General features: G+C 61.9%; 19 protein-coding genes. 8 read left to right on the top strand and 11 right to left on the bottom strand.

The window, feature by feature from the left end; genetic code table 11:
* Positions 1-346 precede the first annotated feature (346 nt).
* From QNH97_RS01800 to QNH97_RS01765, 8 genes are all read right to left on the bottom strand, one after another.
* The gene (locus QNH97_RS01800) at positions 347-1,921 is read right to left on the bottom strand and encodes an AAA family ATPase (RefSeq protein ID WP_283555326.1); all 1,575 of its coding nucleotides are present in this window, start codon (positions 1,919-1,921) and stop codon (positions 347-349) included.
* Between the two features lie 10 nt (positions 1,922-1,931).
* Positions 1,932-3,032, bottom strand: a complete 1,101-nt coding sequence (aroB, locus tag QNH97_RS01795) for a 3-dehydroquinate synthase (protein ID WP_283555325.1) — start codon at positions 3,030-3,032, stop codon at positions 1,932-1,934.
* A 180-nt stretch (positions 3,033-3,212) separates the two neighbouring features.
* A complete protein-coding gene (gene aroK, locus QNH97_RS01790) occupies positions 3,213-3,731 on the bottom strand; it encodes a shikimate kinase AroK (RefSeq protein ID WP_024779904.1) in 519 nt (172 codons plus the stop codon).
* 4 nt (positions 3,732-3,735) lie between these two features.
* A complete protein-coding gene (locus tag QNH97_RS01785) occupies positions 3,736-5,817 on the bottom strand; it encodes a type IV pilus secretin PilQ (RefSeq protein WP_283555324.1) in 2,082 nt (693 codons plus the stop codon).
* Positions 5,814-6,359 carry a pilus assembly protein PilP gene (locus QNH97_RS01780; RefSeq protein ID WP_283555323.1) on the bottom strand — a complete coding sequence of 182 codons (546 nt, stop codon included), beginning with the start codon at positions 6,357-6,359 and terminating at the stop codon, positions 5,814-5,816. Before QNH97_RS01780 ends, QNH97_RS01785 begins: the two co-directional genes overlap by 4 nt.
* Positions 6,356-6,979, bottom strand: a complete 624-nt coding sequence (gene pilO, locus QNH97_RS01775; protein WP_283555322.1) for a type 4a pilus biogenesis protein PilO — start codon at positions 6,977-6,979, stop codon at positions 6,356-6,358. Before pilO ends, QNH97_RS01780 begins: the two co-directional genes overlap by 4 nt.
* Positions 6,976-7,542, bottom strand: coding sequence for a PilN domain-containing protein (locus QNH97_RS01770; RefSeq protein ID WP_283555321.1), 567 nt, complete (start codon positions 7,540-7,542; stop codon positions 6,976-6,978). Before QNH97_RS01770 ends, pilO begins: the two co-directional genes overlap by 4 nt.
* Positions 7,542-8,606, bottom strand: a complete 1,065-nt coding sequence (locus QNH97_RS01765; RefSeq protein WP_283555320.1) for a pilus assembly protein PilM — start codon at positions 8,604-8,606, stop codon at positions 7,542-7,544. The genes QNH97_RS01770 and QNH97_RS01765 overlap by 1 nt, the downstream gene beginning before the upstream one ends.
* A gap of 208 nt (positions 8,607-8,814) precedes the next feature.
* Between QNH97_RS01765 and QNH97_RS01760 the strand changes: the two genes are divergently transcribed.
* The gene (locus QNH97_RS01760; RefSeq protein WP_283557587.1) at positions 8,815-11,259 is read left to right on the top strand and encodes a penicillin-binding protein 1A; all 2,445 of its coding nucleotides are present in this window, start codon (positions 8,815-8,817) and stop codon (positions 11,257-11,259) included.
* A 248-nt stretch (positions 11,260-11,507) separates the two neighbouring features.
* On the opposite strand, the gene QNH97_RS01755 is transcribed toward QNH97_RS01760, so the two are convergent.
* The 3 genes from QNH97_RS01755 to rpmE all read right to left on the bottom strand — a co-directional run bounded on the left by QNH97_RS01755 (position 11,508) and on the right by rpmE (position 14,009).
* On the bottom strand, positions 11,508-12,776 hold the full coding sequence (locus tag QNH97_RS01755) for a malic enzyme-like NAD(P)-binding protein (RefSeq protein WP_053117649.1): 1,269 nt from the start codon (positions 12,774-12,776) through the stop codon (positions 11,508-11,510).
* Positions 12,777-12,957: 181 nt separating this feature from the next.
* Complete coding sequence (locus QNH97_RS01750; RefSeq protein ID WP_283555319.1) at positions 12,958-13,773, bottom strand: thermonuclease family protein; 816 nt, start codon at positions 13,771-13,773, stop codon at positions 12,958-12,960.
* Positions 13,774-13,784: 11 nt separating this feature from the next.
* Positions 13,785-14,009 (bottom strand): 50S ribosomal protein L31, encoded by a 225-nt coding sequence (gene rpmE, locus QNH97_RS01745; protein WP_256229404.1) that lies wholly within the window; start codon positions 14,007-14,009, stop codon positions 13,785-13,787.
* A gap of 291 nt (positions 14,010-14,300) precedes the next feature.
* On the opposite strand from rpmE, the gene QNH97_RS01740 reads away from it, so the two are divergent.
* The 7 genes from QNH97_RS01740 (at position 14,301) to phaC (ending at position 23,944) form a co-directional block, all read left to right on the top strand.
* Positions 14,301-16,520, top strand: a complete 2,220-nt coding sequence (locus tag QNH97_RS01740) for a primosomal protein N' (protein WP_283555318.1) — start codon at positions 14,301-14,303, stop codon at positions 16,518-16,520.
* Positions 16,521-16,783: 263 nt separating this feature from the next.
* Positions 16,784-18,520, top strand: coding sequence for an arginine--tRNA ligase (gene argS, locus QNH97_RS01735; RefSeq protein ID WP_283555317.1), 1,737 nt, complete (start codon positions 16,784-16,786; stop codon positions 18,518-18,520).
* Position 18,521: 1 nt separating this feature from the next.
* Positions 18,522-19,217 (top strand): SPOR domain-containing protein, encoded by a 696-nt coding sequence (locus QNH97_RS01730; RefSeq protein WP_025211406.1) that lies wholly within the window; start codon positions 18,522-18,524, stop codon positions 19,215-19,217.
* A 268-nt stretch (positions 19,218-19,485) separates the two neighbouring features.
* Positions 19,486-20,016: an ATP-dependent protease subunit HslV gene (hslV, locus tag QNH97_RS01725; RefSeq protein ID WP_283555316.1), complete on the top strand. Its 531-nt coding sequence runs from the start codon at positions 19,486-19,488 to the stop codon at positions 20,014-20,016.
* Between the two features lie 56 nt (positions 20,017-20,072).
* Positions 20,073-21,410 (top strand): ATP-dependent protease ATPase subunit HslU, encoded by a 1,338-nt coding sequence (hslU, locus tag QNH97_RS01720; protein ID WP_283555315.1) that lies wholly within the window; start codon positions 20,073-20,075, stop codon positions 21,408-21,410.
* A gap of 198 nt (positions 21,411-21,608) precedes the next feature.
* A complete protein-coding gene (locus QNH97_RS01715; RefSeq protein WP_283555314.1) occupies positions 21,609-21,986 on the top strand; it encodes a gamma-butyrobetaine hydroxylase family protein in 378 nt (125 codons plus the stop codon).
* Positions 21,987-22,264: 278 nt separating this feature from the next.
* Entirely contained in the window at positions 22,265-23,944 is a 1,680-nt protein-coding gene (gene phaC, locus QNH97_RS01710) for a class II poly(R)-hydroxyalkanoic acid synthase (protein WP_283555313.1), read from the top strand.
* Positions 23,945-24,045 lie beyond the last annotated feature (101 nt).

Below are 24,045 nucleotides of genomic sequence, written 5' to 3'. Positions count from 1 at the left end.
ACTTTCTCACCAGGCTGCCTCTAAACGAGGCAAATTTCTTTTCAATTCAACCAGTTGCGTGCCGCGCCGAACGTACGCCAGCTTTGCGGGGGCAAAAGGGAGGTCATTGTACACACCGACACAGGGGCTCACAAATTTGACGACGAACTGTCGCAAATCCATGTCGCATTTGTGAAAGGTTTAAAGCTATATGCTGTGCTAGTCAAAACTTTTTTGGGTTCGACCGCTACGACTCAAACGCTACCGTGACGCAGACACCACAAGGCGCGCGGCCTGAAAGGTCGCTCGCCCTTGCGGAAATTTTGAGGTTGCCGGGAGAGGCGGCCTGGGTAAGGCCGCCGAATCTTCAGCGAGTTGCTGCCAGTTCCTGTTGGACGCTGGCGACAGTGCGAGGCCAAGGTTTACCAGCCTGAACCTTCGCTGGCAAGGCCTTGATGGCGGAAACGGCTGCATCACGATTGGCAAAGCTGCCGTAGGTGATGACATACAGCGGCTTGCCGTTGAGCACTTTCTTGAAATAACGGTACTCGCCGCCCTGCTCCTTGACGAAGCTCTGCGCAGCGGTTTCGGAGCTGGTGCCGAGGATCTGCACCACGTAGTTACCCGGCGCCTGACCGGCATACCAGCTACCACCCGCAGCCTTGGCCGCTGGTGCTGGCGCAGGTTTTGTCGCCGGCGCTGGCGCTGGCGCTGGAGCCGGGGCAGGCTTGGCGGTAGCCACCTGCGTAGGCGCCGGAGTCGGCTTGGCAGCCGGGGCAGGTGATGGTGTCGGCGCAGGCCCCGCCGGCACACCCGTCGGCGGCGCAGTGGTGGTCACGGTCGGTGGCGTGTCGCTGCTGTCGTCGATCGGTGGCGCCGCGCCGTCGTCGCCTTCGGTGATGCCGCCAGCGGCTTCGGCCAGGGGGCCACGCATGACCGGCTGGGACTGGCCGACCAGTGGCAGCGGCATCGGCTGGGTGTTGCCGGCGAATTCCACCGCCGGCGCCCCACCGTTGGGTTGCGGCGTGCCTTGGCCCAGAGGCAGCTGCGCCTGTTCGTTGGCGGGTGCGCCCGTGGTAGGCGCCTTGTTACGACCCGGCATCAGCCAGGCGGCGGCGACCGCAACCACGACGACGGCGGAAATCGCCAATACGTGCTTCTTCGGCATGTTGAACCCCATACTTGGACGCTTAACCGCTGAGCGGCTGGCAATCATGACTTCGATCAGAGCATCGCGGGCCACCTGGTTAATGTTGCCAGGCCAGCCGTCGGCGCTTTCGTGAATCTCAGAGATCTGATCGGCGGTGAAAAGTTCGATACCCCGTCCTGCGCCCTCAAGACGCTGGGCCAGGTATTCACGGGTTTCCTCTTCGGTGTAGGGCGCCAGTTCGATAACGTGGAAGCGCTCTTCCTCAAGGCTCAACTGATCCAGATCGGCGATCAGCGACGACTCGCCGAAGAGGAACACATGGGGACGACCTTCTGGCGCACCGGCAGCCAGGGCCAGCAACGCCTCCAGGGCCGACTCGTCGAGTTGCTCGGCATCGTCCACGAGCAAATAGACTTCCTGCCCGGTCAGTGCCAGTTGCACGATCTGATCGAGAATCGCACCGATCTCGGCCTGGGCGACATTCAGCGCCTGGGCCACCTGACGCAGTACGCCGGCGGCATCGCCGGCGCCGCGGGCGGAAACCACCACGCTTTGCACCGACTGCTTGTTGGTACTGGCCACCAGGGCCTGGCGCAGCAAGGTCTTGCCACTGCCTTGAGGACCGGTGACGACCAGTAGCAACTGGCTATAGCGCGCCAGGTGATGCAACTGACCCAGCACAGGCTTGCGCTGGGCGGGGAAGAATTTGAAGCCTGGGACCCGTGGAGCAAAAGGGTCATGACTCAACTGGAAATGACCGAGGAAAGCCTCGTCGGCATGCAAACTAGTCATCGGAATCTTATTAACCTTTAAGCTGAGCCAGGGCGCGGTAGTCCGCTCCCAGCGTGGCCTGTAGAACCTCTTTCGGATAATCGTCGGTCACCACCGCTTCGCCCATGTGGCGCAGCAGCACCAGACGCAGACGACCGTCGATCACTTTTTTGTCGATTGCCATGTGTTCAAGAAAATCCGCCTCGGTCATTTCTTCAGGCGGGATCACCGGCAGCCCGGCACGCTGGAACAGACGAATACCGCGATCACGCTCCTGCTCGCTGATCCAGCCCAGGCGCGCGGACATTTCCAGGGCCATGACCGTACCGGCCGCAACCGCTTCGCCATGCAGCCAGACACCATAGCCCATGTGGGTTTCGATGGCATGGCCAAAGGTGTGACCCAGGTTGAGCGTGGCACGCACCCCCGACTCACGCTCATCGGCACCGACCACGGCGGCCTTGGCGGCGCAGGAGCGTTCGATGGCGTAGGTCAGGGCCACTTGATCCAGCGCCCGCAGGCGGTCGACGTTTTCTTCCAGCCAACCCAGGAACGGCTCGTCACAGATCAGCCCGTACTTGATGACTTCCGCCAGCCCGGCAGACAGTTCGCGAGCCGGCAAGGTATTGAGGGTGGCAGTGTCGATCAACACCACGTTGGGCTGGTAGAAAGCGCCGACCATGTTCTTGCCCAGCGGATGATTGATCCCGGTCTTGCCGCCCACCGACGAGTCAACCTGCGACAGCAGCGTGGTGGGGATCTGGATGAAGTCGACGCCGCGCTGGTAGCAGGCCGCGGCAAAACCGGCCATATCACCGATCACGCCACCGCCCAGGGCAACCACCGTGGTACGGCGATCATGCCGCGCGGTCAGCAGGCCGTCGAAAATAAGCTGCAGGGTTTCCCAGTTCTTGAAGGCTTCACCATCGGGCAACACCACGGAAATGACCGAGAAGGCCGACAGGCTGCGACTCAGGCGTTCCAGATACAGAGGTGCGACGGTTTCGTTGGAGATGATCGCCACTTGCCGCCCGGCGATATGCGGCGCCAGCAGTTCGGGCTGGTCCAGCAAACCTTCGCCAATGTGAATCGGGTAGCTGCGCTCGCCCAGGTCGACCTTAAGTGTCTGCATGTGTCCCCACAGTGAAGATGGTATCAGGCGTCCTGCCTGCAATTAACGAAGGTAGCCCAACGGGGATAAATCCCCTCGCCACAGGTCCCAAGTGCTTGCCATGACGCCAGTGGATGGCTATCCGCCACACCCCAGCCGGACCCGACGGGACGTCGAGGATAGCGCATTTCGCAAGGCGCATTAACGGGGAGGCAGTTGCTGCAGGCGCTCAAGAATGTCCAGCACCACCATCCGCGGCGGCCGTTCGTCGGTCTCCACCACCAGATCGGCGATCTCCCGGTACAGCGGATCCCGTAATTCCAGCAGGTCCCGCAGGGTCTTGGCCGGGTCGGCGGTGCGCAATAGCGGCCGGTTGCGATCCCGGGCGGTGCGGCCCACCTGCTGTTCGACAGAGGCGTGCAGGTAGACCACTCGTCCGCCGGCATGCAGCGCCCGACGATTGGCTTCGCGCATGACCGCGCCGCCGCCAGTGGCCAGCACCACGCCATCGAACGCGCACAGCTCGGCGATCATCGCCTGCTCACGGTCACGAAAGCCCGGTTCGCCTTCCTTGTCGAAAATCCATGGGATATTGGCGCCCGTGCGCAATTCAATTTCCTTGTCGGAATCTTTGAATGGCAGGCGCAGCTCTTTGGCCAGCAAACGGCCGATGGTGCTTTTTCCAGCGCCCATCGGCCCAACAAGAATCAAATTTCGCACAGAATCAACGACTCACAGCAATCGCCTGGTTGTTCATGATACGCGGAGTGAGGAACACCAGCAGCTCGGATTTTTTCTCCGAAACCACATCACGCCGGAAAAGGCGGCCAAGATACGGCACATCGCCAAGAAATGGCACCTTATCTACAACCTTGCTCTGAGTATTTGAGAAAACCCCGCCAATCACAATGGTCTCGCCATCGTTGACCAGGACCTTGGCGTTGACCTCGTTTTTCTTGATCGGCGGCACCTCCTGCACCTTGTTCAGGTAGTCCGGCTCATCCTTGGTGACCTTGACCTCCATGATGATGCGGTTGTCCGGAGTGATCTGTGGCGTCACCTCCAGCGACAGCGAGGCCTCCTTGAACGACACCGACGTGGCACCGCTGGAGCTGGCTTCCTGATAGGGGATTTCCGTGCCCTTGAGGATTTTCGCGGTCTCCTTGTCGGACGTCACCACCTTGGGCTGGGAGACGATTTCGCCGTTGCCGGTTTTTTCCATGGCCGTCAGCTCCAGGTCCAGCAAAACGTTGTCGGTAATGAACGCGATACCAATCCCGGAGGTGTTGCCGGAAGCGCCCAGGTCGACGAACGGCTGGTTGGTGCCGGTACTGCCCGGCGTGCCAATGGTCGTGGAGGTGCCGGTGGTAACCCCGGAGGAGTTCCAGTTGCCCTTGTTCTGTATCGAGCCGCCCCAACGCACGCCCAGGCTTTTGTCGTAATCGACGTTAGCCTCGACGATCCGCGCCTCGATCATCACCTGGCGCACTGGAATATCCAGCTGCGCCACGATCCGGCGCAGTTCGTCGAGCCGGTCCTGGGTCTGGTAGGCAATGATATTGTTGGTTCGCTCATCCACCGTGATCGTACCGCGCTCATCGGCCTTCGCTTCGGCACTGGTCACTGACTGGAACAGCTTGGCGATGTCTGCGGCTTTTGCGTAGTTGACCTGCAGCAGCTCGCGCCGCAGCGGCGCCAGGTCTGCAATCTGCTTCTGGGACTCCAGTTCCTGGCGCTCGCGCGCCGCGATTTCATCGGCCGGAGCCACCAGCAACACGTTGCCAACCTTGCGCTTGTCCAGCCCTTTGGTCTTGAGCACCAGGTCCAGCGCCTGGTCCCAAGGCACGTTCTGTAGCCGCAGGGTGATGCCGCCCTGCACCGTGTCGCTGGCCACCAGGTTCAGGTTGGTGAAGTCGGCGATCAACTGCAGGACCGAACGCACTTCGATGTCCTGGAAGTTCAGGGACAGCTTTTCACCGCTGTAGGCAGCACGGTCGGTGTTGCGTTTCTGCAGATCCTCGGCGGTCATGGGCCGGACGCTGACGGTCAGCTTGTTGTCGGTCTGGTAGGTCGAGTAATCGAAGGTACCGCTCGGTTCGATGCTGATCGTCGCTCGGTCGCTTCCAGCAGTGGCATTGACGAATTGCACCGGGGTAGCGAAGTCCTTGACATCCAGGCGCACCCGCAGCGGTTCAGGCAACTGGGTCCTGGCGAAATTGAGGATGATCTTGCCTTCGCGCTCCTGGATGTCCGGGGCGATGGAGGGATCCGACAGATCGATCACCACATTGCCTTCACCCTGGGTTCCGCGCTGGAAATCCACGCCACGGATAGCCTTGCCCACGGGCGCCTTGACCCTGGCCGGCGCAGCACTGGCGACCGCCGGACGGGCAGCCTGGGAATTGGCATTGGCCTTGGGCGCTACGACACCCTTGCCCACCACCACGAACAGGTTGTTACCCTCGACCCGGGTGTTATACGGCGCCAGTTGGGTAAGGCCGATGATCAACCGCGTGCGGTCGCCCGCCTCGACTACTGTGGCGCTGCGGGCATTGCCGCCGCCCAGATCGCGGCTCTTGCTGGTCAGTTGATTGGTCACGCCGGGCAGATCCAGTGCGATCCGGGCCGGTTGATCGGTGGTGTAGCCCCTGGGTGTGGGCGGCGGCCCGTCGAAGGTGAGCTTCAACTCGACGCGGTCACCCGGCAACGCCGCGACATCCAGCGTCTTCAGACTGGCCGCGTGAACCATCGGCGACAACAGCGCTATCCATAGCGAAATACCGAAGGCTGACAAAAACCTGTTCATTGTTGGGGTTCCACTATTGAGTGCTCTTTCAAAGGAATGGTCCGTGGTCGCTCCAGCCAGGCACCCTCGCCATCGGGAACGATTTCGATCACATCGACCTGGGTGGCGCTGATGGCGAAGATCCGTCCGTCGTTACGCCCCAGATAATCACCGACCTTGAGCCGATGTACCCCGCCCGCACCCCGCAGAAGCGCGAAAGAGCCGCTGACGTTGGAGATCGTCCCCACCATTTCAAACTGCTCGATGTTGAAGCCCTCCAGATATTGCTTCACCCGGTTGGGGTCGGGCTGGACGTTGCGCGAGCCCTTCTGCCGATCGGTCTGATCCACCCGGACCTGCCTGGAAAAAGGGCTACGCAGGTTGGCGGCGCTGTAGGTGAAGGTTTCGTAGGGCCTGAACGTCGGCGTCGGCTCAATCTTGCCGGGCGGGCGCAGGCGCACTTCATTCATGTAGGCATCCAGATCGTCGAAACCCTTGTCATTGTTGCAGCCCGCCAGCGCGACCAGTCCTGCCAACAGGCCTATGCGACAAACCGGCTTCATGGTTGCGCCTCCTGCTCGTTGTACCGGTAGGTCTTGGCCTGGATGCTCATACGCAGCTTCGTGCCAGCCTCGGGCTCCATCGGCGCGATCTCGAAATCGTGCAGCGTGACGATCCGAGGCAACCCGGCTACGCCGCTGACGAACGTCGCCAGGTCATGGTAATCACCGGTCACGGTAATCTGGATCGGCAACTCGATGTAGAACGGCTGGGTCTCTTCCGGCAGCAGTTTGATTTCCTCGAACTCCAGGCCGCTGCCCAGGCCGGTGCGGGTAATGTCTTCCAGCAGGCCCGGAACCTCGGTGTCGCTGGGCAGTTGCCGCAGCAGCACACCGAAGGATGTTTCCATCTGCTTCATCTGCTCGATGTACCGTTCCAGGTTTGCAGCCATGTGGGCCTTGCCCGCGAACTGCGCCTTGAGGGTGTTTTCTTCCTCGCGCACTTGCTGCAGCTGGTTCTCCAGGTCGCTCAAGGCAAAGTTGTAGCCCAGCCCCAGCACCAGGACCACCAGCAGGACGCCGGCCAGCCATTTGATCGGAGCCGGCCAGGCACCGATGTTGTTGGTGTCCAGGTCACTGATGTCGATCTTGCGCAGCGCGTCGAACCATTCCCCTGGCTTCATTGGGTATCCCCCCCATCGGCAGGGCGGGTCTGGCGGACCGTCAGCTGGAAAACGTTGGCCTGATCGAGTTGACCGGCGGTGGTGGCCTTGACTTCCGTCAGGCTGGGCGCATCAAACAGGTCCGATGAGTCCAGGTTGCGCATGAGGTCCGAAACCCGGTTGTTCGATTCCGCGCCGCCCTTGATAAAGAGTGTCTTGTCTTCCATTTTCACTTCAGTGAAATACACCCCGTCCGGCAAGGTCCGGGCCAGCTGGTCGAAAATCCGCCCGCTGACCGGCCGGTTGCCCTGCAGGTCCTGGATGATGCGCATGCGCTCCAACAGCTGCTGACGACGGGCTTTCAATTCGCTGATCTGCTTGATGCGCTCATCCAGCACGGCAATCTGCTCCGAGAGATGACTGTTACGCGCCACTTGGTGGTCGATGGCACTGTCGACGTACCGGATAATGACCAACGTCAGGCCCACCGCGCCGACCAGTGCGCCCACCAATGCCAGCAAGAAGCGCTTGCGGCGCTCTTCGCGCAACTCCTCGCGCCAGGGCAGCAGGTTGATCCGCGCCATCAGTCGAAACTCCTGAGGGCCAGCCCGCAAGCAATCATCAGCGCCGGCGCGTCACTGGCCAGGGCGCCGGCATTGACCTTGTTGCTCAGGGACATGTTGGTAAACGGGTTGGCCACCTGGGTCGGCGTGCCCAGGCGCTGCTCGATCAGTCGATCCAGGCCAGCGACCGATGCCGAGCCTCCAGCCAACAAAATGTGGTCCACCGCGCTGTACTGGCCCGAAGCGAAGAAAAACTGCAAGGACCGCGAAACCTGCTGCACCAAGGCCTCGCGAAAAGGTTGCAGCACCTCGCTGAGGTAATCGTCCGGCAGGCCACCCTGCTTCTTTGCCTGACCGGCCTGCTCGGGTGTCAGGCCATAGCGCCGCTGGATTTCCTCGGTGAGCTGACGGCCACCGAACAATTGCTCGCGGGTATAGATGATCCGACCGTTGTGCAGCACGCTGAGGGTGGTCATGGTAGCGCCGATATCGATGACCGCCACGGTCAAACGTTCCTGGGACGCGGCCAGTTGCGTAGCGAGCAGGCCGAAGGCGCGCTCCAGTGCGTAGGCTTCCACATCGACCACCCTGGCCGTCAGCCCGGCCAACGCCAGCGCAGCCTCGCGAACCTCGACGTTCTCCTTGCGACAGGCCGCCAATAGCACCTCGACCCGCTCGGCGCTACGCGGTGACACGCCCAGCACTTCAAAATCGATGGCCACCTCATCCAGCGGATAAGGAATGTATTGATCGGCCTCGATCTTGAGCTGGTTTTCCATGTCGTCGTCGGACAGCCCGGCGTCCATCTCGATGGTCTTGGTGATCACCGCTGAACCGGCCACGGCCACGGCTACGTTGCGCGTGGGTGTCTTGGCCTTGGCCAGCACCCGAGACAATGCCTGGCCCACCCCTTCGAGCTCGGCGATGTTTTTTTCGATCACTGCATTGGCCGGCAACGGTTCGACCGCGTAGGACTCGACGCGGTACCGGTCCCCCTGGCGGCTCAACTCAAGCAGCTTCACCGATGTGGAGCTGATGTCTATCCCCAGAAGCGTATGGGCTTTTTTATTGAAGAGTCGTAGCACTACCAATTCCCTATGACTATCCGTGAGTTACGGACTCTCTAATATGCATTGCGTTCAATCACCCCGGCCCGACGGACGTCCGGGTGGCGTTTTCGACGAAAAAAAATGCTTATAATGCCCAGCGTTTTTTTTCGCTTTGTTGCTTGCCAGGATCCTTCCCTGCGCCTGGCGCCTTTTTCATTCTTTGCCTGGATATCCAAAAGCCTTGATTCGTCTGCTGAAATTTTTCGGATGGTCCATCGTCGCCGTTTTCTGCGGACTGCTCTTGGGTCTGAGCGGTGCGTTTCTTTACCTTAGTCCGGGATTGCCGTCCGTGGAGGCGCTGAGAAGTATTCAGTTGCAGATTCCTTTGCGGGTGTACAGCAGCGACAACAAGTTAATCGCCGAATTTGGCGAAATGCGCCGCACACCGATCCGTTTCGCCGACATTCCCCCCAACTTCATCAATGCGTTACTAAGTGCTGAAGATGACAACTTCGCCAACCACTATGGCGTCGACCCTGGCAGCCTGATGCGGGCCGCCAGCCAGCTGATCAAGAGCGGTCATATTCAGTCAGGCGGCAGCACCATCACCATGCAGGTGGCCAAGAACTTCTTCCTGACCAGTGAGCGCAGCTTCTCGCGCAAGACCACCGAGATCCTTCTGGCCCTGCAAATCGAGCGACAGCTGACCAAGGATGAGATCCTCGAGCTTTACGTGAACAAGATTTACCTGGGCAACCGCGCCTACGGCATCGAGGCGGCGGCGCAGGTGTATTACGGCAAGTCGATCCGCGATGTGAGCCTGGCGCAAATGGCGATGATCGCCGGCCTGCCCAAGGCACCGTCGCGCTTCAACCCGCTGGCCAACCCGACCCGCAGCAAGGAGCGCCGCGACTGGATCCTGGGGCGCATGTACAAGCTCGGCAAGATTACCGAGGCCGATTACACCGCAGCGATCAACGAGCCACTGAACGCCAGCTACCACGTGCCGACCCCGGAAGTGAATGCTCCGTACATCGCCGAGATGGCCCGTGCCGAGATGGTCGGCCGCTATGGCAGCGACGCCTACACCGAAGGTTTCCGCGTGACCACCACGGTGCCAAGCAACCTGCAGGAGATGGCCAACACCGCGCTGCACGAGGGCCTGATGACCTACGATCAGCGCCACGGCTACCGTGGCCCTGAATCGCGCCTGCCGGGCAAGACCAAGGAAGCCTGGGCCCTGGAGCTGACCAAACAGCGCACCATCAGCAGCCTGGAACCGGCGATCGTCACGTCGGTGGACAAGGACGGCATCAAGGTCATGACCCGCAACGGCGAGCTGGAAGAGCACGTGGCCTGGGACGCCATGAAATGGGCCCGCCCGTTCCTCAATACCAACAGCATGGGTGCCAACCCCCGTCAGCCGTCAGACGTTGCCCAGGTCGGCGACCTGATCCGGGTGCAGCGCCAGGCGGACAACAGCCTAAAATTCAGCCAGATCCCAGCCGCCCAAGGCGCGCTGGTGTCCCTTGACCCCCAGAACGGTGCAATCCGTTCATTGGTGGGCGGCTTCGCCTTCGAGCAGAGCAATTACAACCGGGCACTGCAGGCCAAGCGCCAGCCGGGCTCGAGCTTCAAGCCATTCGTCTACAGCGCCGCCCTGGACAACGGTTACACCGCCGCCAGCCTGGTGAACGATGCGCCGATCGTGTTCGTCGATGAATACCTGGACAAGGTCTGGCGCCCGAAGAACGACACCAACACGTTCCTGGGTCCGATCCGCCTGCGCGAAGCGCTGTACAAGTCCCGCAACCTGGTTTCGATCCGCCTGCTCCAGGCCCTGGGCGTGGATCGCACCATTGATTACATCAGCAAGTTCGGCTTCAACAAGCAGGACCTGCCGCGCAACCTGTCCCTGGCCCTGGGCACCGCGACCCTGACCCCGATGGAAATCGCCATGGGCTGGAGCACGTTCGCCAACGGCGGCTACAAGATCACCCCGTACATCATCGACAAGATCGAAAGTCGTAACGGCGAGACGCTGTTCCTCGCCAACCCACCACGCGTGCCTACGGGCGAGCAGGCCAGCGACGGTGTCGCCGCACCGTCCACCGAGACGTTCACGGTCAATGCGACACCGGGCGAAGCCACGACGGCCCCGGGAGTACCGCAAGCGCCGGCCATTGCCGAGCGCATTGTCGACGGCCGCACCACCTACATTCTCAACAGCATGCTGCAGGACGTCATCAAGCTCGGCACCGGTCGCCGCGCCCTGGCCCTGGGCCGCACCGATCTGGCGGGCAAGACCGGCACCACCAACGAATCCAAGGACGCCTGGTTCTCAGGCTACAACGCGGATTACGTGACCACCGTCTGGACCGGCTTCGACCAACCCGAAAGCCTGGGACGTCGCGAGTTCGGCGGCACCGTGGCGCTGCCGATCTGGATGAGCTACATGGGCGCGGCCCTCAAGGACAAGCCTCCCCACACCCAACCGGAACCGGAAGGCATCCTCAGCCTGCGCGTCGACCCGATCAGCGGCCGTGCGGCCACCCCAGGCACTCCGGGCGCGTACTTCGAACTGTTCAAGAGCGAAGACACCCCGCCGTCGGTCAACGAGCTGGGCAACGGCGTTGCGCCAGGCAGCCCGCTGCCGGCGGACGAAGCGGCGCCGATTGATTTGTTCTAAGCAGCGACAATCTTAAAAGCCCCGCCTTCGAAAGCAGTGCGGGGCTTTTTTTGGCCACATCATTCATTCCTGTGGGAGCGAGCTTGCTCGCGATGGCGGCGGATCAGCTTGCATCAATGTTGATTGCCAGATGGCAATCGCGAGCAAGCTCGCTCCCACAGGGGTTTGTGGCGGTCATATAAAAGCGGCAGGCAACAAAAAACCCCGACTCGCAAGAGCCGGGGTTTTCGTTGAAGCGCTACAACGGTTTAGCCGTTGAACACGTCATCCACGCTCTTGAGCGGGTAGTTCTTCGGATACGGCAGGGTGGCCACGCCCGTCTCGATCGCGGCCTTGGCCACGGCGTCGGAGATCAGGGTGATCAGGCGGGCGTCCATTGGTTTCGGAATGATGTACTCACGACCGAATTCCAACTTAATGCCGCCGTAGGCGTCGCACACTTCCTGAGGCACCGGCAGCTTGGCCAGTTCGCGCAGGGCGTTGGCCGCCGCGACTTTCATTTCTTCGTTGATGCGTTTGGCGCGAACGTCCAGGGCACCACGGAAGATGAACGGGAAGCCCAGTACGTTGTTGACCTGGTTCGGGTAGTCCGAACGGCCGGTGGCCATGATCACGTCATTGCGGGTGGCGTGAGCCAGTTCCGGGGAGATTTCCGGGTCTGGGTTCGAGCAGGCGAACACGATCGGGTTCGGCGCCATGCGCAGCAGGTTTTCCGGGCTCAGCAGGTTCGGACCCGACAGGCCAACGAAAACGTCGGCACCGTCCAGCGCGTCCGCCAGGGAGCGCTTGTCGGTCGCGTGGGCGAACACGGCCTTGTACTGGTTCAGGTCGTCACGGCCGGAATGGATCACGCCGGTACGGTCAACCATGAAGATGTTTTCGATCTTGGCGCCCATGCTCACCAGCAACTTCATGCAGGAGATGGCGGCAGCGCCGGCACCCAGGCAGACGATCTTGGCTTCAGGCAGGGTTTTGCCGGCGATTTCCAGGGCGTTGATCATGCCGGCCGCGGTGACGATGGCGGTGCCGTGCTGGTCATCGTGGAACACCGGGATGTCGCACTGTTCGATCAGGGCACGTTCGATCTCAAAGCACTCAGGGGCCTTGATGTCTTCCAGGTTGATGCCACCGAAGGTGATGGAGATGCGCTTGACGGTGTCGATGAAGGCTTGCGGGCTTTCGGAGTCGACTTCGATGTCGAACACGTCGATACCGGCGAAGCGCTTGAACAGCACACCCTTGCCTTCCATGACTGGCTTGGAAGCCAATGGGCCGAGGTTACCCAGGCCGAGAATCGCGGTGCCATCAGAAATGACTGCAACCAGGTTGCCCTTACCGGTGTATTTGTAGGCCAGTTCAGGGTCGCGAGCGATTTCGCGGACTGGTTCGGCTACGCCGGGGCTGTAGGCCAGCGACAGATCGCGGGCAGTAGCGGTGGCCTTGGTGAGCTCGACACTCAGCTTTCCTGGACGAGGATGAGCGTGATATTCGAGAGCGGCAGTTTTCAGATCAGACATGTGGGCATTCCGCTTTTTACTGTGTTGGACAGACGGACCGCCGAGGATACGCGCCTCGCAAAGTCCCTACAAGACTGACCAGTCACCCCTGTCAAGCGCCCTACCCTACGACTTTGGACCAAGAGCCGCGAAACACAAGGGCTACATGCATACAATTAAACGGACAAATGTCTACAATTTCTTACTGAGAGATCACGCTCAACATGGCGGGATCGGTCAACGGCAACAACCAACGGGCTTGTCCCTGCTTAAGCCCTTCACGCCGCGAACGATCGACCACCCAGCCGCGCGCTTCAATCTGACGACCCTTGAGATGCTCAAGCGAAACCCTGTCGAAACGCTTCAGAAGATTGGGTGCAACGCGCAATACAACCGAGTCCTGTAATTCGAGCCAAACACCACCACGATTACGCCGGACTTCACTGACCCGGCCACTGAGCACGGCGAAGCCTGGGGCCTTGATTTGCCGTGTATCGAGTACCGGCGAACGCTTCCACAACCCGAGGCCTGCTTCACGCGCCTGACGTTCGGCGGCGCGCTGGCAGTCCGCCAGATCGACATTCGGTGCCACCGCCACGTGAAAACCCAGGCCCTCGGCGAGCAATTGCGCTTCGAGATTCTTGCCGTCGCCGCTGTAGACATGGGCCAACGTGCGACCGTAGCGGTCTTTGTTTTCCTTGCCGGGCAATAATCCCACACGCCCTCCGCTGGTACTCACCAGCGCTTCGAGACGTCGACGAGCCGCGACAGCGAAGGGTTCGTCGGAACGCCCCTGCCGCCCCAGCTCAGGGCTATTGAGGCCAATCATGCGCACGCTGCGGCCATCGGTCAGGCGCAGGGTGTCGCCATCCACCACGCGCTGGACCGTCACTTGGGTCAGGCCCGTGGGTGCCGGGCACAACGCCTGGGCGCCCGTGAGCCAAATCGCAGACACAAAAAAGGCGCCCACAAGGGACGCCTTCTTTATCAGTCTGGAGCAGTCGAGACGACCATCCAAAATGATCAGCCTCAGGCCTTTGGAGCAGCTTTGCCGAAAGCACCGAAACGATCGGCGAACTTCTGAACGCGGCCGCCGGTATCCAGGGTCTTCTGCTTACCGGTGTAGAACGGGTGGCATTCGTTGCAAACGTCGATCGACAGGGCTTTGCCGTAGGTCGAACGCGTTTCGAACTTGTTGCCGCAGCTGCAAGTCACGGCAATTTCTGGGTATTCCGGATGGATATCGGTTTTCATGCTGTTTTCCTCAGGCTAGCGTGCCGCCACCCAACACTATTGTTGAATACCGCACGTAATTAGGCCGCGGATTCTACCAGACAACATCAATCGCGCAAGCTATGACTTGTACCAACCGTCTGCTAGGCTCCCGGCCTCAAGCACAATTCCCTGTGGGAGCGAGCTTGCTCGCGATAGCGCTGAGTCAGCAGCATGAATGTTGACTGGTACGCCGCTATCGCGAGCAAGCTCGCGCCCACATTGGATCGCGCTCAGCCTTGTGAACTTGTCCGTCTACCGAGATCCCCCTGCGTGCCCAACGCCATTCTGCGCCTCGCCTTGCCTTCGCCTCTGCGCCGCCTGTTCGACTACCGCGCCCCGGCCGGGGTCCTGCGCGCCCAGTTGCAACCGGGCATGCGCCTGCGGGTACCCTTCGGCCGACGGGAAATGATCGGGATCCTGGTGGAGATCACCGACCACAGCGAGGTCCCGGTCGACAAACTCAAACCGGCCCTGGCCCTGCTCGATGCCACGCCGCCGCTGCCTGCATCGCTGTTCAAGCTGTGCCTGTGGACCTCCCAGTATTACCAACACAGTCTCGGCGACACCCTGAGCTGGGCGCTGCCGGTGCTGCTGCGCCAGGGCGAACCGGCCGAGGCACGCCAGGAACGGTTCTGGTCGGTGACACCGGGCGCCTCGCTGGACGATCCGCGCATCGCCCGCGCTCCGCGCCAGCGCGAGGCCCTGGCGACCCTGGCCCAGCACCCCCACGGCGTTGCCCATCAGGTGCTGAGCAAACTGATGCTCAGCAAGGACAGCCTCGATCTGTTGCTGGCCAAGGACCTGGTCCAAGTAGAAGTCCGCCGGCACGCCCCCGGCGCCCGCCATGAACATTGGCTGGCCCAGCCGGAATTGCCGCTCAATGCCGAGCAGCGGGCCGCTTGCGAGGCAATCAGCGCAGGTTTCGACAGCTATCACGCCTTTCTGCTGGCGGGCGTCACCGGCAGCGGCAAGACCGAAGTCTACCTGCAACTGATCCGCCAGACCCTGGAAGCCGGCAAGCAGGCCCTGGTGCTGATCCCGGAAATCAACCTCGGCCCACAAACCCTGGCGCGCTTCGAACAGCGTTTCAACGCCCGGATCGCCCTGGTGCACTCAGCGGTCAACGACCGCGAACGCCTGGAAGCCTGGCTTGCCGCCCGGGACGGCGAGGCCGACATCATCATCGGCACCCGCTCGGCCCTGTTCACGCCGATGAAGAACCCCGGCCTGATCATCATCGACGAAGAACACGACGGCTCCTATAAACAGCAGGAAGGTCTGCGTTACCACGCCCGCGACCTGGCACTGGTGCGCGCTCGCCAGGAAAACATTCCCATCGTGCTCGGTTCGGCGACGCCGTCCCTGGAAAGCCTGCACAACGCCTACACCGGTCGCTACGGCCTGCTGCGCCTGAACGAACGGGCCGGCGGCGCCAAACAACCGCGCTTCCTGCGCCTGGATGTGAAAAGTCGCCCGCTGGACAGCGGTATTTCCGGGCCGATGCAGCAAGCCATCGGCCAGACCCTGGCTGCCGGGCAGCAGGTCTTGGTGTTTCTCAATCGTCGTGGTTTCGCCCCGACCCTGCTGTGTCACGATTGCGGCTGGATGTCCGGCTGCGAACGTTGCGACGCCCGGATGACCGTGCATCAACGCCACGGCGAGCTGCGCTGCCACCATTGCGGACACGCCGAACGAGTGCCAAGGCATTGCCCGCAATGCGGCAAAGTGGACTTGCGCCCCGTCGGCGCTGGCACCGAACGCGCTGAAGAACGGCTGGGCATTCTGTTTCCCGATTACCCGGTACTGCGGGTGGATCGCGACAGCACGTCGCGCAAAGACGCGATGAACCAATTGTTCGCGACCATTCAAAAAGGCCAGCCGTGCATCCTGGTAGGCACGCAGATGCTTGCCAAAGGGCATCACTTCCCCCGGGTCACACTGGTGTCGATCCTGGACGCCGACGGCGGGCTGTTCTCCGGCGATTTCCGCGCCAGCGAGCGAATGGCACAGTTGATCGTCCAGGTCGCGGGCCGAGCCGGACGAGCCGAAGAGCCGGGCAAAGTCATCATCCAGACGCACTTGGCCGATCATCCGCTGCTGATCCAATTGACCGAGCAAGGCTACTTCGCCTTCGCCGAACAGGCCTTGAGCGAACGTCGCAGCGCCGGCCTGCCGCCCTTTGCACACCTGGCGTTGCTGCGGGCCGAAGCCCATAAGCCCGGGCAGGCCGAAAGCTTCCTCGACGAGGCCTGCAGCGAGGCCGAACGCTTGCTGGCGCAGCAGGCCCTCACTGGCATCGAACTGCTCGGCCCGGTGCCGGCCCCGATGGAGCGGCGGGCCGGGCGCTATCGGGCACAACTGTTATTACAGGCCAATGCCCGGGCGCCGCTGCATCGGCTATTGAGCGCCTGGCTGCTGGTGCTGGAACAGATGCCCAGTGGGCGGGCGGTGCGCTGGTCGCTGGATGTGGATCCGGTGGATTTGTATTGAATGGACCACAAGCCTGCCCCTGTGGGAGCGAGCTTGCTCGCGATTGCGACGGCACAGCCGACATCACCGTCACTGACCCACCGCTATCGCGAGCAAGCTCGCTCCCACAGGTGGATCGCATACATCCAGGCCACCCAGAATAATCACCCCACAGCCCCAACCGACCCGCTACAGTTGGCAAGCTCGTCCGGGCCACGGATAATGCCCAGTTTTTCCACCAGCGCATCGAAGCGCCGCCGCGCCTGCGGTTGAAAGAGAAGACCATGAAAGACACCATTCGCCAGCTCATCCAGCAAGCCATCGCCCAACTCGTCACTGAAGGTGTGCTGCCAGAAGGCCTGTCGCCGGCGATTCAGGTCGAAAACACCCGCGACAAGACCCACGGCGACTTCGCCAGCAACATCGCGATGATGCTCGCCAAGCCGGCCGGCATGAAGCCGCGGGACCTGGCGGAGAAAATCATCGCCGCGCTGCCGGCCGACGAGAACGTCAGCAAGGCTGACATTGCCGGCCCCGGGTTCATCAATTTCTTCCAGAACACCCAGGCCCTGGCCTCGCGCCTGGACGCGGCCCTGGCCGACGCCCACATCGGCGTACGCAAGGCCGGCCCGTTGCAGCGCACCGTGGTCGACCTCTCGGCCCCCAACCTCGCCAAGGAAATGCATGTCGGCCACTTGCGCTCGACCATCATCGGTGACGGCGTGGCCCGGGTCCTGGAGTTTCTCGGCGACACGGTGATCCGCCAGAACCACGTCGGCGACTGGGGCACTCAGTTCGGCATGCTGATGGCCTACCTGCAGGAAAATCCGATCACCAGCGACGAGCTGTCGGACCTGGAGAACTTCTACCGCGCCGCCAAGCAACGCTTCGACGAGTCGCCCGAGTTCGCCGATCGCGCCCGCGGCCTGGTGGTCAAGCTGCAGGCCGGCGATGCCGAGTGCCTGGCGCTGTGGACCAAGTTCAAGGACATCTCCCTGTCCCACTGCCAGAAAATCTACGAGCTGCTGAACGTCAAACTGACCATGGCCGACGTGATGGGCGAAAGCGCCTACAACGATGACCTGATCAACGTGGTCAACGACCTCAAGGCCAAGGGCATGCTGGTGGAAAGCAACGGCGCCCAGTGCGTGTTCCTCGACCAGTTCAAGACGGCCGACGGCGAGCCGCTGCCGGTGATCATCGTCAAGGCCGACGGCGGCTACCTGTACGCCACCACCGACCTGGCGGCCGTGCGCTACCGCAACGGCGTGCTCAAGGCGGATCGGGTCCTGTATTTCGTCGACCAGCGTCAGGCCCTGCACTTCCAGCAGGTGTTTGAGGTGGCGCGCCAGGCCGGCTTCGTGACCCATCCGATGGAAATGGAACACATGGGCTTCGGCACCATGAACGGCGCCGACGGCCGTCCGTTCAAGACCCGCGATGGCGGCACGGTGAAACTGATCGACCTGCTGACCGAAGCCCAGGATCGCGCCTACACCCTGGTCAAGGGCAAGAACCCGGACCTGGCCGAGGACGAACTGCGCAAGATCGCCAAGGTGGTGGGCATCGACGCGGTGAAATACGCCGACCTGTCCAAGCACCGCACCAGCGACTACAGCTTCAACTTCGACCTGATGCTCAATTTCGAAGGTAACACCGCGCCCTACCTGCTGTACGCCTACACCCGTGTGGCCGGGGTGTTCCGCAAACTCGGCAAGGGCTTCAATGAAGTGGACGGCCAGATCGTGCTTGAAGCCGCTCAAGAACAGGAGCTGGCGGCGAAACTGGCGCAGTTTGGCGAAGTGCTGAACAACGTCGCCGACAAGGGCACGCCGCACACCCTGTGCGCTTACCTGTACGATGTGGCCGGCCTGTTTTCCAGCTTCTACGAGAACTGCCCGATCCTCAACGCACAAACCCCAGAGCAAATGCAGAGCCGCCTGCGCCTCGCCGCGCTGACCGGTCGTACGCTCAAGCAAGGCCTGGAACTGCTGGGCCTGGAAACCCTGGAGCGCATGTAAGTTGGCCGCCAAGAAAAAACCTGCCCCCAAACGTGGCGCCAGCCGTTACCAGGCCCCGGCCAAGAAGCCGATTCCGGGCTGGTTGTGGATGGCCATCGGCCTGACCGTTGGCGCTTTCATCGTGTTCCTGATGAAGCTGGATCCGGGCCAAGGCGATGACGTCAAGCGCGTCCGGCAAGAGCAGCAGAAAGCCACGCGCATCGCCGAGGCCAACAAGACCCCGCCGAGCCCGACGCAACCGGTGAAGCCGAAGTACGACTTCTACACCCTGTTGCCGGAATCGGAAGTCATCGTGCCGCCCGATGCCGTGCCGGAGAAAACCCTGCCGACCCCGCAAGTGCCGACGACGCCAGTGACCCCGGCCGAAGCGGCGAAGATCGACACCGCCCGCGCCCAGGCGGCGCTGGCCGGCATCACACCGCCACCGGCCCCACCTGTGCAGAAAGCCGCGCCGGTGACCAAGTTCTTCCTCCAGGCCGGCTCGTTCCGCAAGGAGGCCGACGCCGACAAGGTACGGGCACAGATCATTCTGCTGGGCCAGTCCGTGGCGGTGGAGTCCGGGACCGTGAAGGACGAAACCTGGTACCGCGTGCTGGTTGGCCCGTTCAGCAACCGCGAAGAGCTGACCAAGGCACAGAAACAATTGGCTGGCAGTGGTTTCAGCAACCTGTTGTTACAACAACGCCAGAATCGCTGATCTCGTCAAGAACACCTGTGGCTGTGGGGCTTTTGTGGCGAGGGAGCTTGCTCCCGCTGGGCTGCGCAGCAGCCCCAACAGCTTGGGACCGCTACGCGTTCCAGCGGGAGCAAGCTCCCTCGCCACAGTGAATGCCTTTGCCACAAACTTGATCGGCAACTCCGGGGCACCACTCATCCCCTCCCCCACCCCACGGTTGAAAAACCCCGCGCCACCCCCATATGAGTTCCATCCGGGCATTTTCGCCCCGCTGCGTGGAGACTCTCCCTTGACCACCATCGTTTCAGTCCGCCGTCATGGCAAAGTCGTCATGGGCGGCGACGGCCAGGTTTCACTGGGCAACACCGTGATGAAAGGCAACGCGAAGAAAGTCCGCCGCCTGTATCACGGCCAGGTCATCGCCGGGTTCGCCGGCGCCACAGCCGACGCATTTACCCTGTTCGAGCGTTTCGAAGGCCAGCTTGAAAAGCATCAGGGCCATCTGGTGCGTGCCGCCGTGGAACTGGCCAAGGAATGGCGCACCGACCGCTCCCTGAGCCGCCTCGAAGCCATGCTCGCGGTCGCCAACAAAGACGCCTCGCTGATCATCACCGGTAACGGTGACGTCGTTGAGCCCGAGGATGGCCTGATCGCCATGGGTTCCGGCGGAGCCTTCGCCCAGGCTGCGGCCAGCGCCCTGTTGAAAAAGACTGACCTGTCGGCCCGCGAGATCGTCGAGACTGCCTTGGGCATTGCCGGCGACATCTGTGTCTTCACCAACCACACCCAGACCATTGAGGAGCAGGACCTCGCGGAATAAGCCTGTTCCGGCCTAGCGCCACGGCATTCATTCTTGCTTGAGGACCGCCAATTATTATGTCCATGACTCCCCGTGAAATCGTCCACGAACTCAACCGCCATATCATCGGCCAGGACGATGCCAAGCGCGCCGTCGCCATCGCCCTGCGTAACCGCTGGCGTCGGATGCAGCTGCCCGAAGAGCTGCGCGTCGAAGTGACCCCCAAGAACATCCTGATGATCGGCCCGACCGGTGTCGGTAAAACCGAGATCGCCCGGCGCCTGGCCAAACTCGCCAACGCGCCCTTCATCAAGGTCGAAGCCACCAAGTTCACCGAAGTCGGTTATGTCGGCCGCGACGTCGAGTCGATCATCCGTGACCTGGCCGATGCCGCCATCAAGCTGCTGCGCGAACAGGAAATCACCAAGGTTCGCCACCGCGCCGAAGACGCTGCCGAAGAGCGCATCCTCGACGCCCTGCTGCCGCCGGCGCGCATGGGCTTCAACGCCGAGTCCGCTGCGACCCAGGATTCCAACACCCGCCAGCTGTTCCGCAAGCGCCTGCGCGAAGGCCAGCTGGACGACAAGGAAATCGAGATCGAAGTGGCTGAGGTCGCCGGCATCGACATTTCCGCGCCGCCGGGCATGGAAGAAATGACCAACCAGCTGCAGAGCCTGTTCGCCAACATGGGCAAGGGCAAGCGCAAGAACCGCAAGCTCAAGGTCAAGGAAGCGCTGAAACTGGTGCGCGATGAAGAAGCCGGTCGCCTGGTCAACGAAGAAGAACTGAAGGCCAAGGCCCTCGAAGCGGTCGAGCAGCACGGCATCGTGTTCATCGACGAAATCGACAAGGTCGCCAAGCGCGGCAATGTCGGCGGCGCCGATGTGTCCCGCGAAGGCGTGCAACGTGACCTGCTGCCGCTGATCGAAGGCTGCACCGTCAACACCAAGCTGGGCATGGTCAAGACCGACCACATCCTGTTCATCGCCTCCGGTGCGTTCCACCTGAGCAAGCCGAGTGACCTGGTGCCTGAGTTGCAGGGTCGCCTGCCGATTCGTGTCGAGCTCAAGGCCCTGACGCCGGAAGACTTCGAACGCATCCTCAGCGAGCCCCACGCCTCCCTGACCGAACAGTATTGCGCGCTGCTCAAGACCGAAGGCTTGGATATCGAGTTCACACCAGAAGGCATCAAGCGCCTGGCGCAGATCGCCTGGCAGGTCAACGAGAAGACCGAGAACATCGGTGCCCGTCGCCTGCACACGCTGCTCGAACGCCTGCTCGAGGAAGTGTCGTTCAGCGCTGGCGACCTGGCCAGCGCCCACAACGAAGCGCCGATCCTCATCGACGCCGAGTACGTCAACAGCCACCTGGGTGAATTGGCACAGAACGAAGACCTGTCGCGGTATATCCTGTAGGTCACACGATGTGTGAGCGGGCTCCTGTGGCGAGGGAGCTTGCTCCCGCTGGGTCGCAAAGCGGCCCCAAAAAACCCGAGGCCGCCGCTTATCCGGCGGATTATCGGGAGTCTTTTGGGAGGGCTTCGCCCTCCAGCGGGAGCAAGCTCCCTCGCCACGGATCGCTCATGCAAGGCGTCACGAAACGGACGATCTGCCATGACCAAACTCCCCACCGCCATCAACCTGCACAAAGCCTCCAAGACCCTGACGCTCAAATACGCGCCAGACGAGGAGTATCACTTGCCCGCCGAATTCCTGCGGGTGCATTCGCCTTCCGCCGAGGTCCAGGGCCACGGCAAACCCATCCTGCAATACGGCAAGCTCAACGTCGGCCTGAGCAAGGTCGAACCGGCCGGCCAGTACGCACTGAAGCTGACCTTCGACGATGGCCATGACAGCGGACTGTTCACCTGGGACTATCTCTATCAGTTGGCAGTGCGTCAGGATGACTTGTGGAACGATTATCTTGGCGAACTCAAGGCGGCCGGAAAAACCCGCGACCCGAGCGCGTCAGTCGTCAAGCTGATGCTCTAACTCAAGGGCTGGCGCTTTAGGGCGAATTTTCTAGACTCATCTGCTTGAATGCCCGCGCGGCAACGTCAATGACTGGCCTGCTTGCGAAAAAAATTAAACTCGGGTAACCAATGGAACTGGCAAGTTCCCTGCAAAAGGAACCAGCGAGTTCCTGGCACAAGTTTCCTCATTGGCCTCGATGCGGAATTAACGGTCACCCGAGCAGCGTACCTGGCAATGGCTGTGTGGCTCTACGGCACGGTCCGGGTACTCGTCTGAAGGACAATGGAGCGTCGTAGATGAGCAACAAGAACAACGATGACCTGAAGTACCAGGCTTCGGAAAATACCCTGGGGTTGAATCCTGTCGTCGGCTTGCGCCGAAAAGATCTGCTGGCCTCTGCCCGAATGGTGTTGACCCAGGCCATCAAACAACCGCTGCACAGCGTCAAGCACGTCGCCCATTTCGGCGTAGAGCTCAAGAACGTCTTCTTCGGCAAATCCGCGCTGCAACCCTCCAGCGATGACCGTCGCTTCGCCGACCCGGCGTGGAGCCAGAACCCGCTCTACAAACGTTATCTGCAAACCTACCTGGCGTGGCGCAAGGAGCTGCACGCCTGGATCGACGACAGCAGCCTTTCGCCCCAGGACATCAGCCGCGGGCATTTCGTGATCAACCTGATGACCGAAGCCATGGCCCCGACCAACTCGGCGGCCAACCCGGCGGCGGTCAAGCGCTTCTTCGAAACCGGCGGTAAAAGCCTGCTCGACGGCCTGTCCCACCTGGCCAAGGATCTGGTGCACAACGGCGGGATGCCAAGCCAGGTCGACATGGGCGCGTTCGAGGTCGGCAAGAGCCTGGGCGTGACCGAAGGCGCCGTGGTGTTTCGCAACGACGTGCTGGAACTGATCCAGTACCGCCCCATCACCGAGCAGGTCCATGAGCGACCACTGCTGGTGGTACCGCCACAGATCAACAAGTTCTACGTCTTCGACCTCAGCCCGGACAAGAGCCTGGCGCGCTTCTGCCTGCGCAGCAATGTGCAGACCTTCATCGTCAGTTGGCGCAACCCCACCAAGGAACAGCGTGAGTGGGGCCTGTCGACCTACATCGAGGCGCTCAAGGAAGCGGTGGACGTGGTCACGGCCATCACCGGCAGCAAGGACGTGAACATGCTGGGCGCCTGCTCGGGGGGCATCACCTGCACCGCGCTGCTGGGTCACTACGCCGCCCTCGGCGAGAAAAAGGTCAATGCCCTGACCCTGCTGGTCAGCGTGCTGGATACCACCCTGGACACCGACGTGGCGCTGTTCGTCGACGAGCAGACCCTGGAAGCGGCCAAGCGTCACTCCTACCAGGCCGGCGTACTCGAGGGTCGCGACATGGCCAAGGTCTTCGCCTGGATGCGCCCCAACGACCTGATCTGGAACTACTGGGTCAATAACTACCTGCTGGGCAACGAGCCGCCGGTGTTCGACATCCTGTTCTGGAACAACGACACCACGCGGCTGCCAGCGGCGTTCCACGGCGACCTCATCGAGATGTTCAAAAACAATCCACTGATCCGGCCCAACGCACTGGAAGTGTGCGGCACGCCGATCGACCTCAAGCAGGTCACCGCCGACATCTTTTCCCTGGCCGGCACCAACGACCACATCACGCCATGGAAGTCCTGCTACAAGTCGGCGCAGCTGTTCGGTGGGAAAGTCGAGTTCGTGCTGTCGAGCAGCGGTCATATCCAGAGCATCCTCAACCCGCCGGGCAACCCCAAGTCGCGCTACATGACCAGTGAGGACATGCCGGTCAAGGCCGAGGACTGGCAGGAAAACTCCACCAAGCACACCGATTCCTGGTGGCTGCATTGGCAGGCCTGGCAGGCCGAGCGCTCGGGCAAGCTGAAAAAGGCCCCGACCGTGCTGGGCAACAAGGCTTATCCGGCCGGTGAAGCGGCGCCCGGCACTTATGTGCATGAACGGTAAGGGATGCAACTCGTCTGCTGCGGGGGTGGGCTTGCTCACGAATACATCCCGCCAGCCGACACTGAATGCAAGGCCCACAGCGCTGGCGAACATAAAACTCA

Origin of the sequence: Pseudomonas sp. G2-4, from assembly GCF_030064125.1 — a bacterium.
Taxonomy (GTDB): domain Bacteria; phylum Pseudomonadota; class Gammaproteobacteria; order Pseudomonadales; family Pseudomonadaceae; genus Aquipseudomonas.
This window is presented reverse-complemented; position numbering and strand designations above follow the sequence as displayed.

Coding starts and splice junctions, on each gene's coding strand:
- hslU (WP_283555315.1), top strand. CDS start 20,073: ATGTCCATGACTCCCCGTGAAATCGTCCACGAACTCAACCGCCATATC.
- argS (WP_283555317.1), top strand. CDS start 16,784: ATGAAAGACACCATTCGCCAGCTCATCCAGCAAGCCATCGCCCAACTC.
- aroB (WP_283555325.1), bottom strand. CDS start 3,032: ATGCAGACACTTAAGGTCGACCTGGGCGAGCGCAGCTACCCGATTCAC.
- QNH97_RS01780 (WP_283555323.1), bottom strand. CDS start 6,359: ATGAAGCCGGTTTGTCGCATAGGCCTGTTGGCAGGACTGGTCGCGCTG.
- QNH97_RS01770 (WP_283555321.1), bottom strand. CDS start 7,542: ATGGCGCGGATCAACCTGCTGCCCTGGCGCGAGGAGTTGCGCGAAGAG.
- phaC (WP_283555313.1), top strand. CDS start 22,265: ATGAGCAACAAGAACAACGATGACCTGAAGTACCAGGCTTCGGAAAAT.
- QNH97_RS01785 (WP_283555324.1), bottom strand. CDS start 5,817: ATGAACAGGTTTTTGTCAGCCTTCGGTATTTCGCTATGGATAGCGCTG.
- QNH97_RS01800 (WP_283555326.1), bottom strand. CDS start 1,921: ATGACTAGTTTGCATGCCGACGAGGCTTTCCTCGGTCATTTCCAGTTG.
- rpmE (WP_256229404.1), bottom strand. CDS start 14,009: ATGAAAACCGATATCCATCCGGAATACCCAGAAATTGCCGTGACTTGC.
- pilO (WP_283555322.1), bottom strand. CDS start 6,979: ATGAAGCCAGGGGAATGGTTCGACGCGCTGCGCAAGATCGACATCAGT.
- QNH97_RS01715 (WP_283555314.1), top strand. CDS start 21,609: ATGACCAAACTCCCCACCGCCATCAACCTGCACAAAGCCTCCAAGACC.
- QNH97_RS01755 (WP_053117649.1), bottom strand. CDS start 12,776: ATGTCTGATCTGAAAACTGCCGCTCTCGAATATCACGCTCATCCTCGT.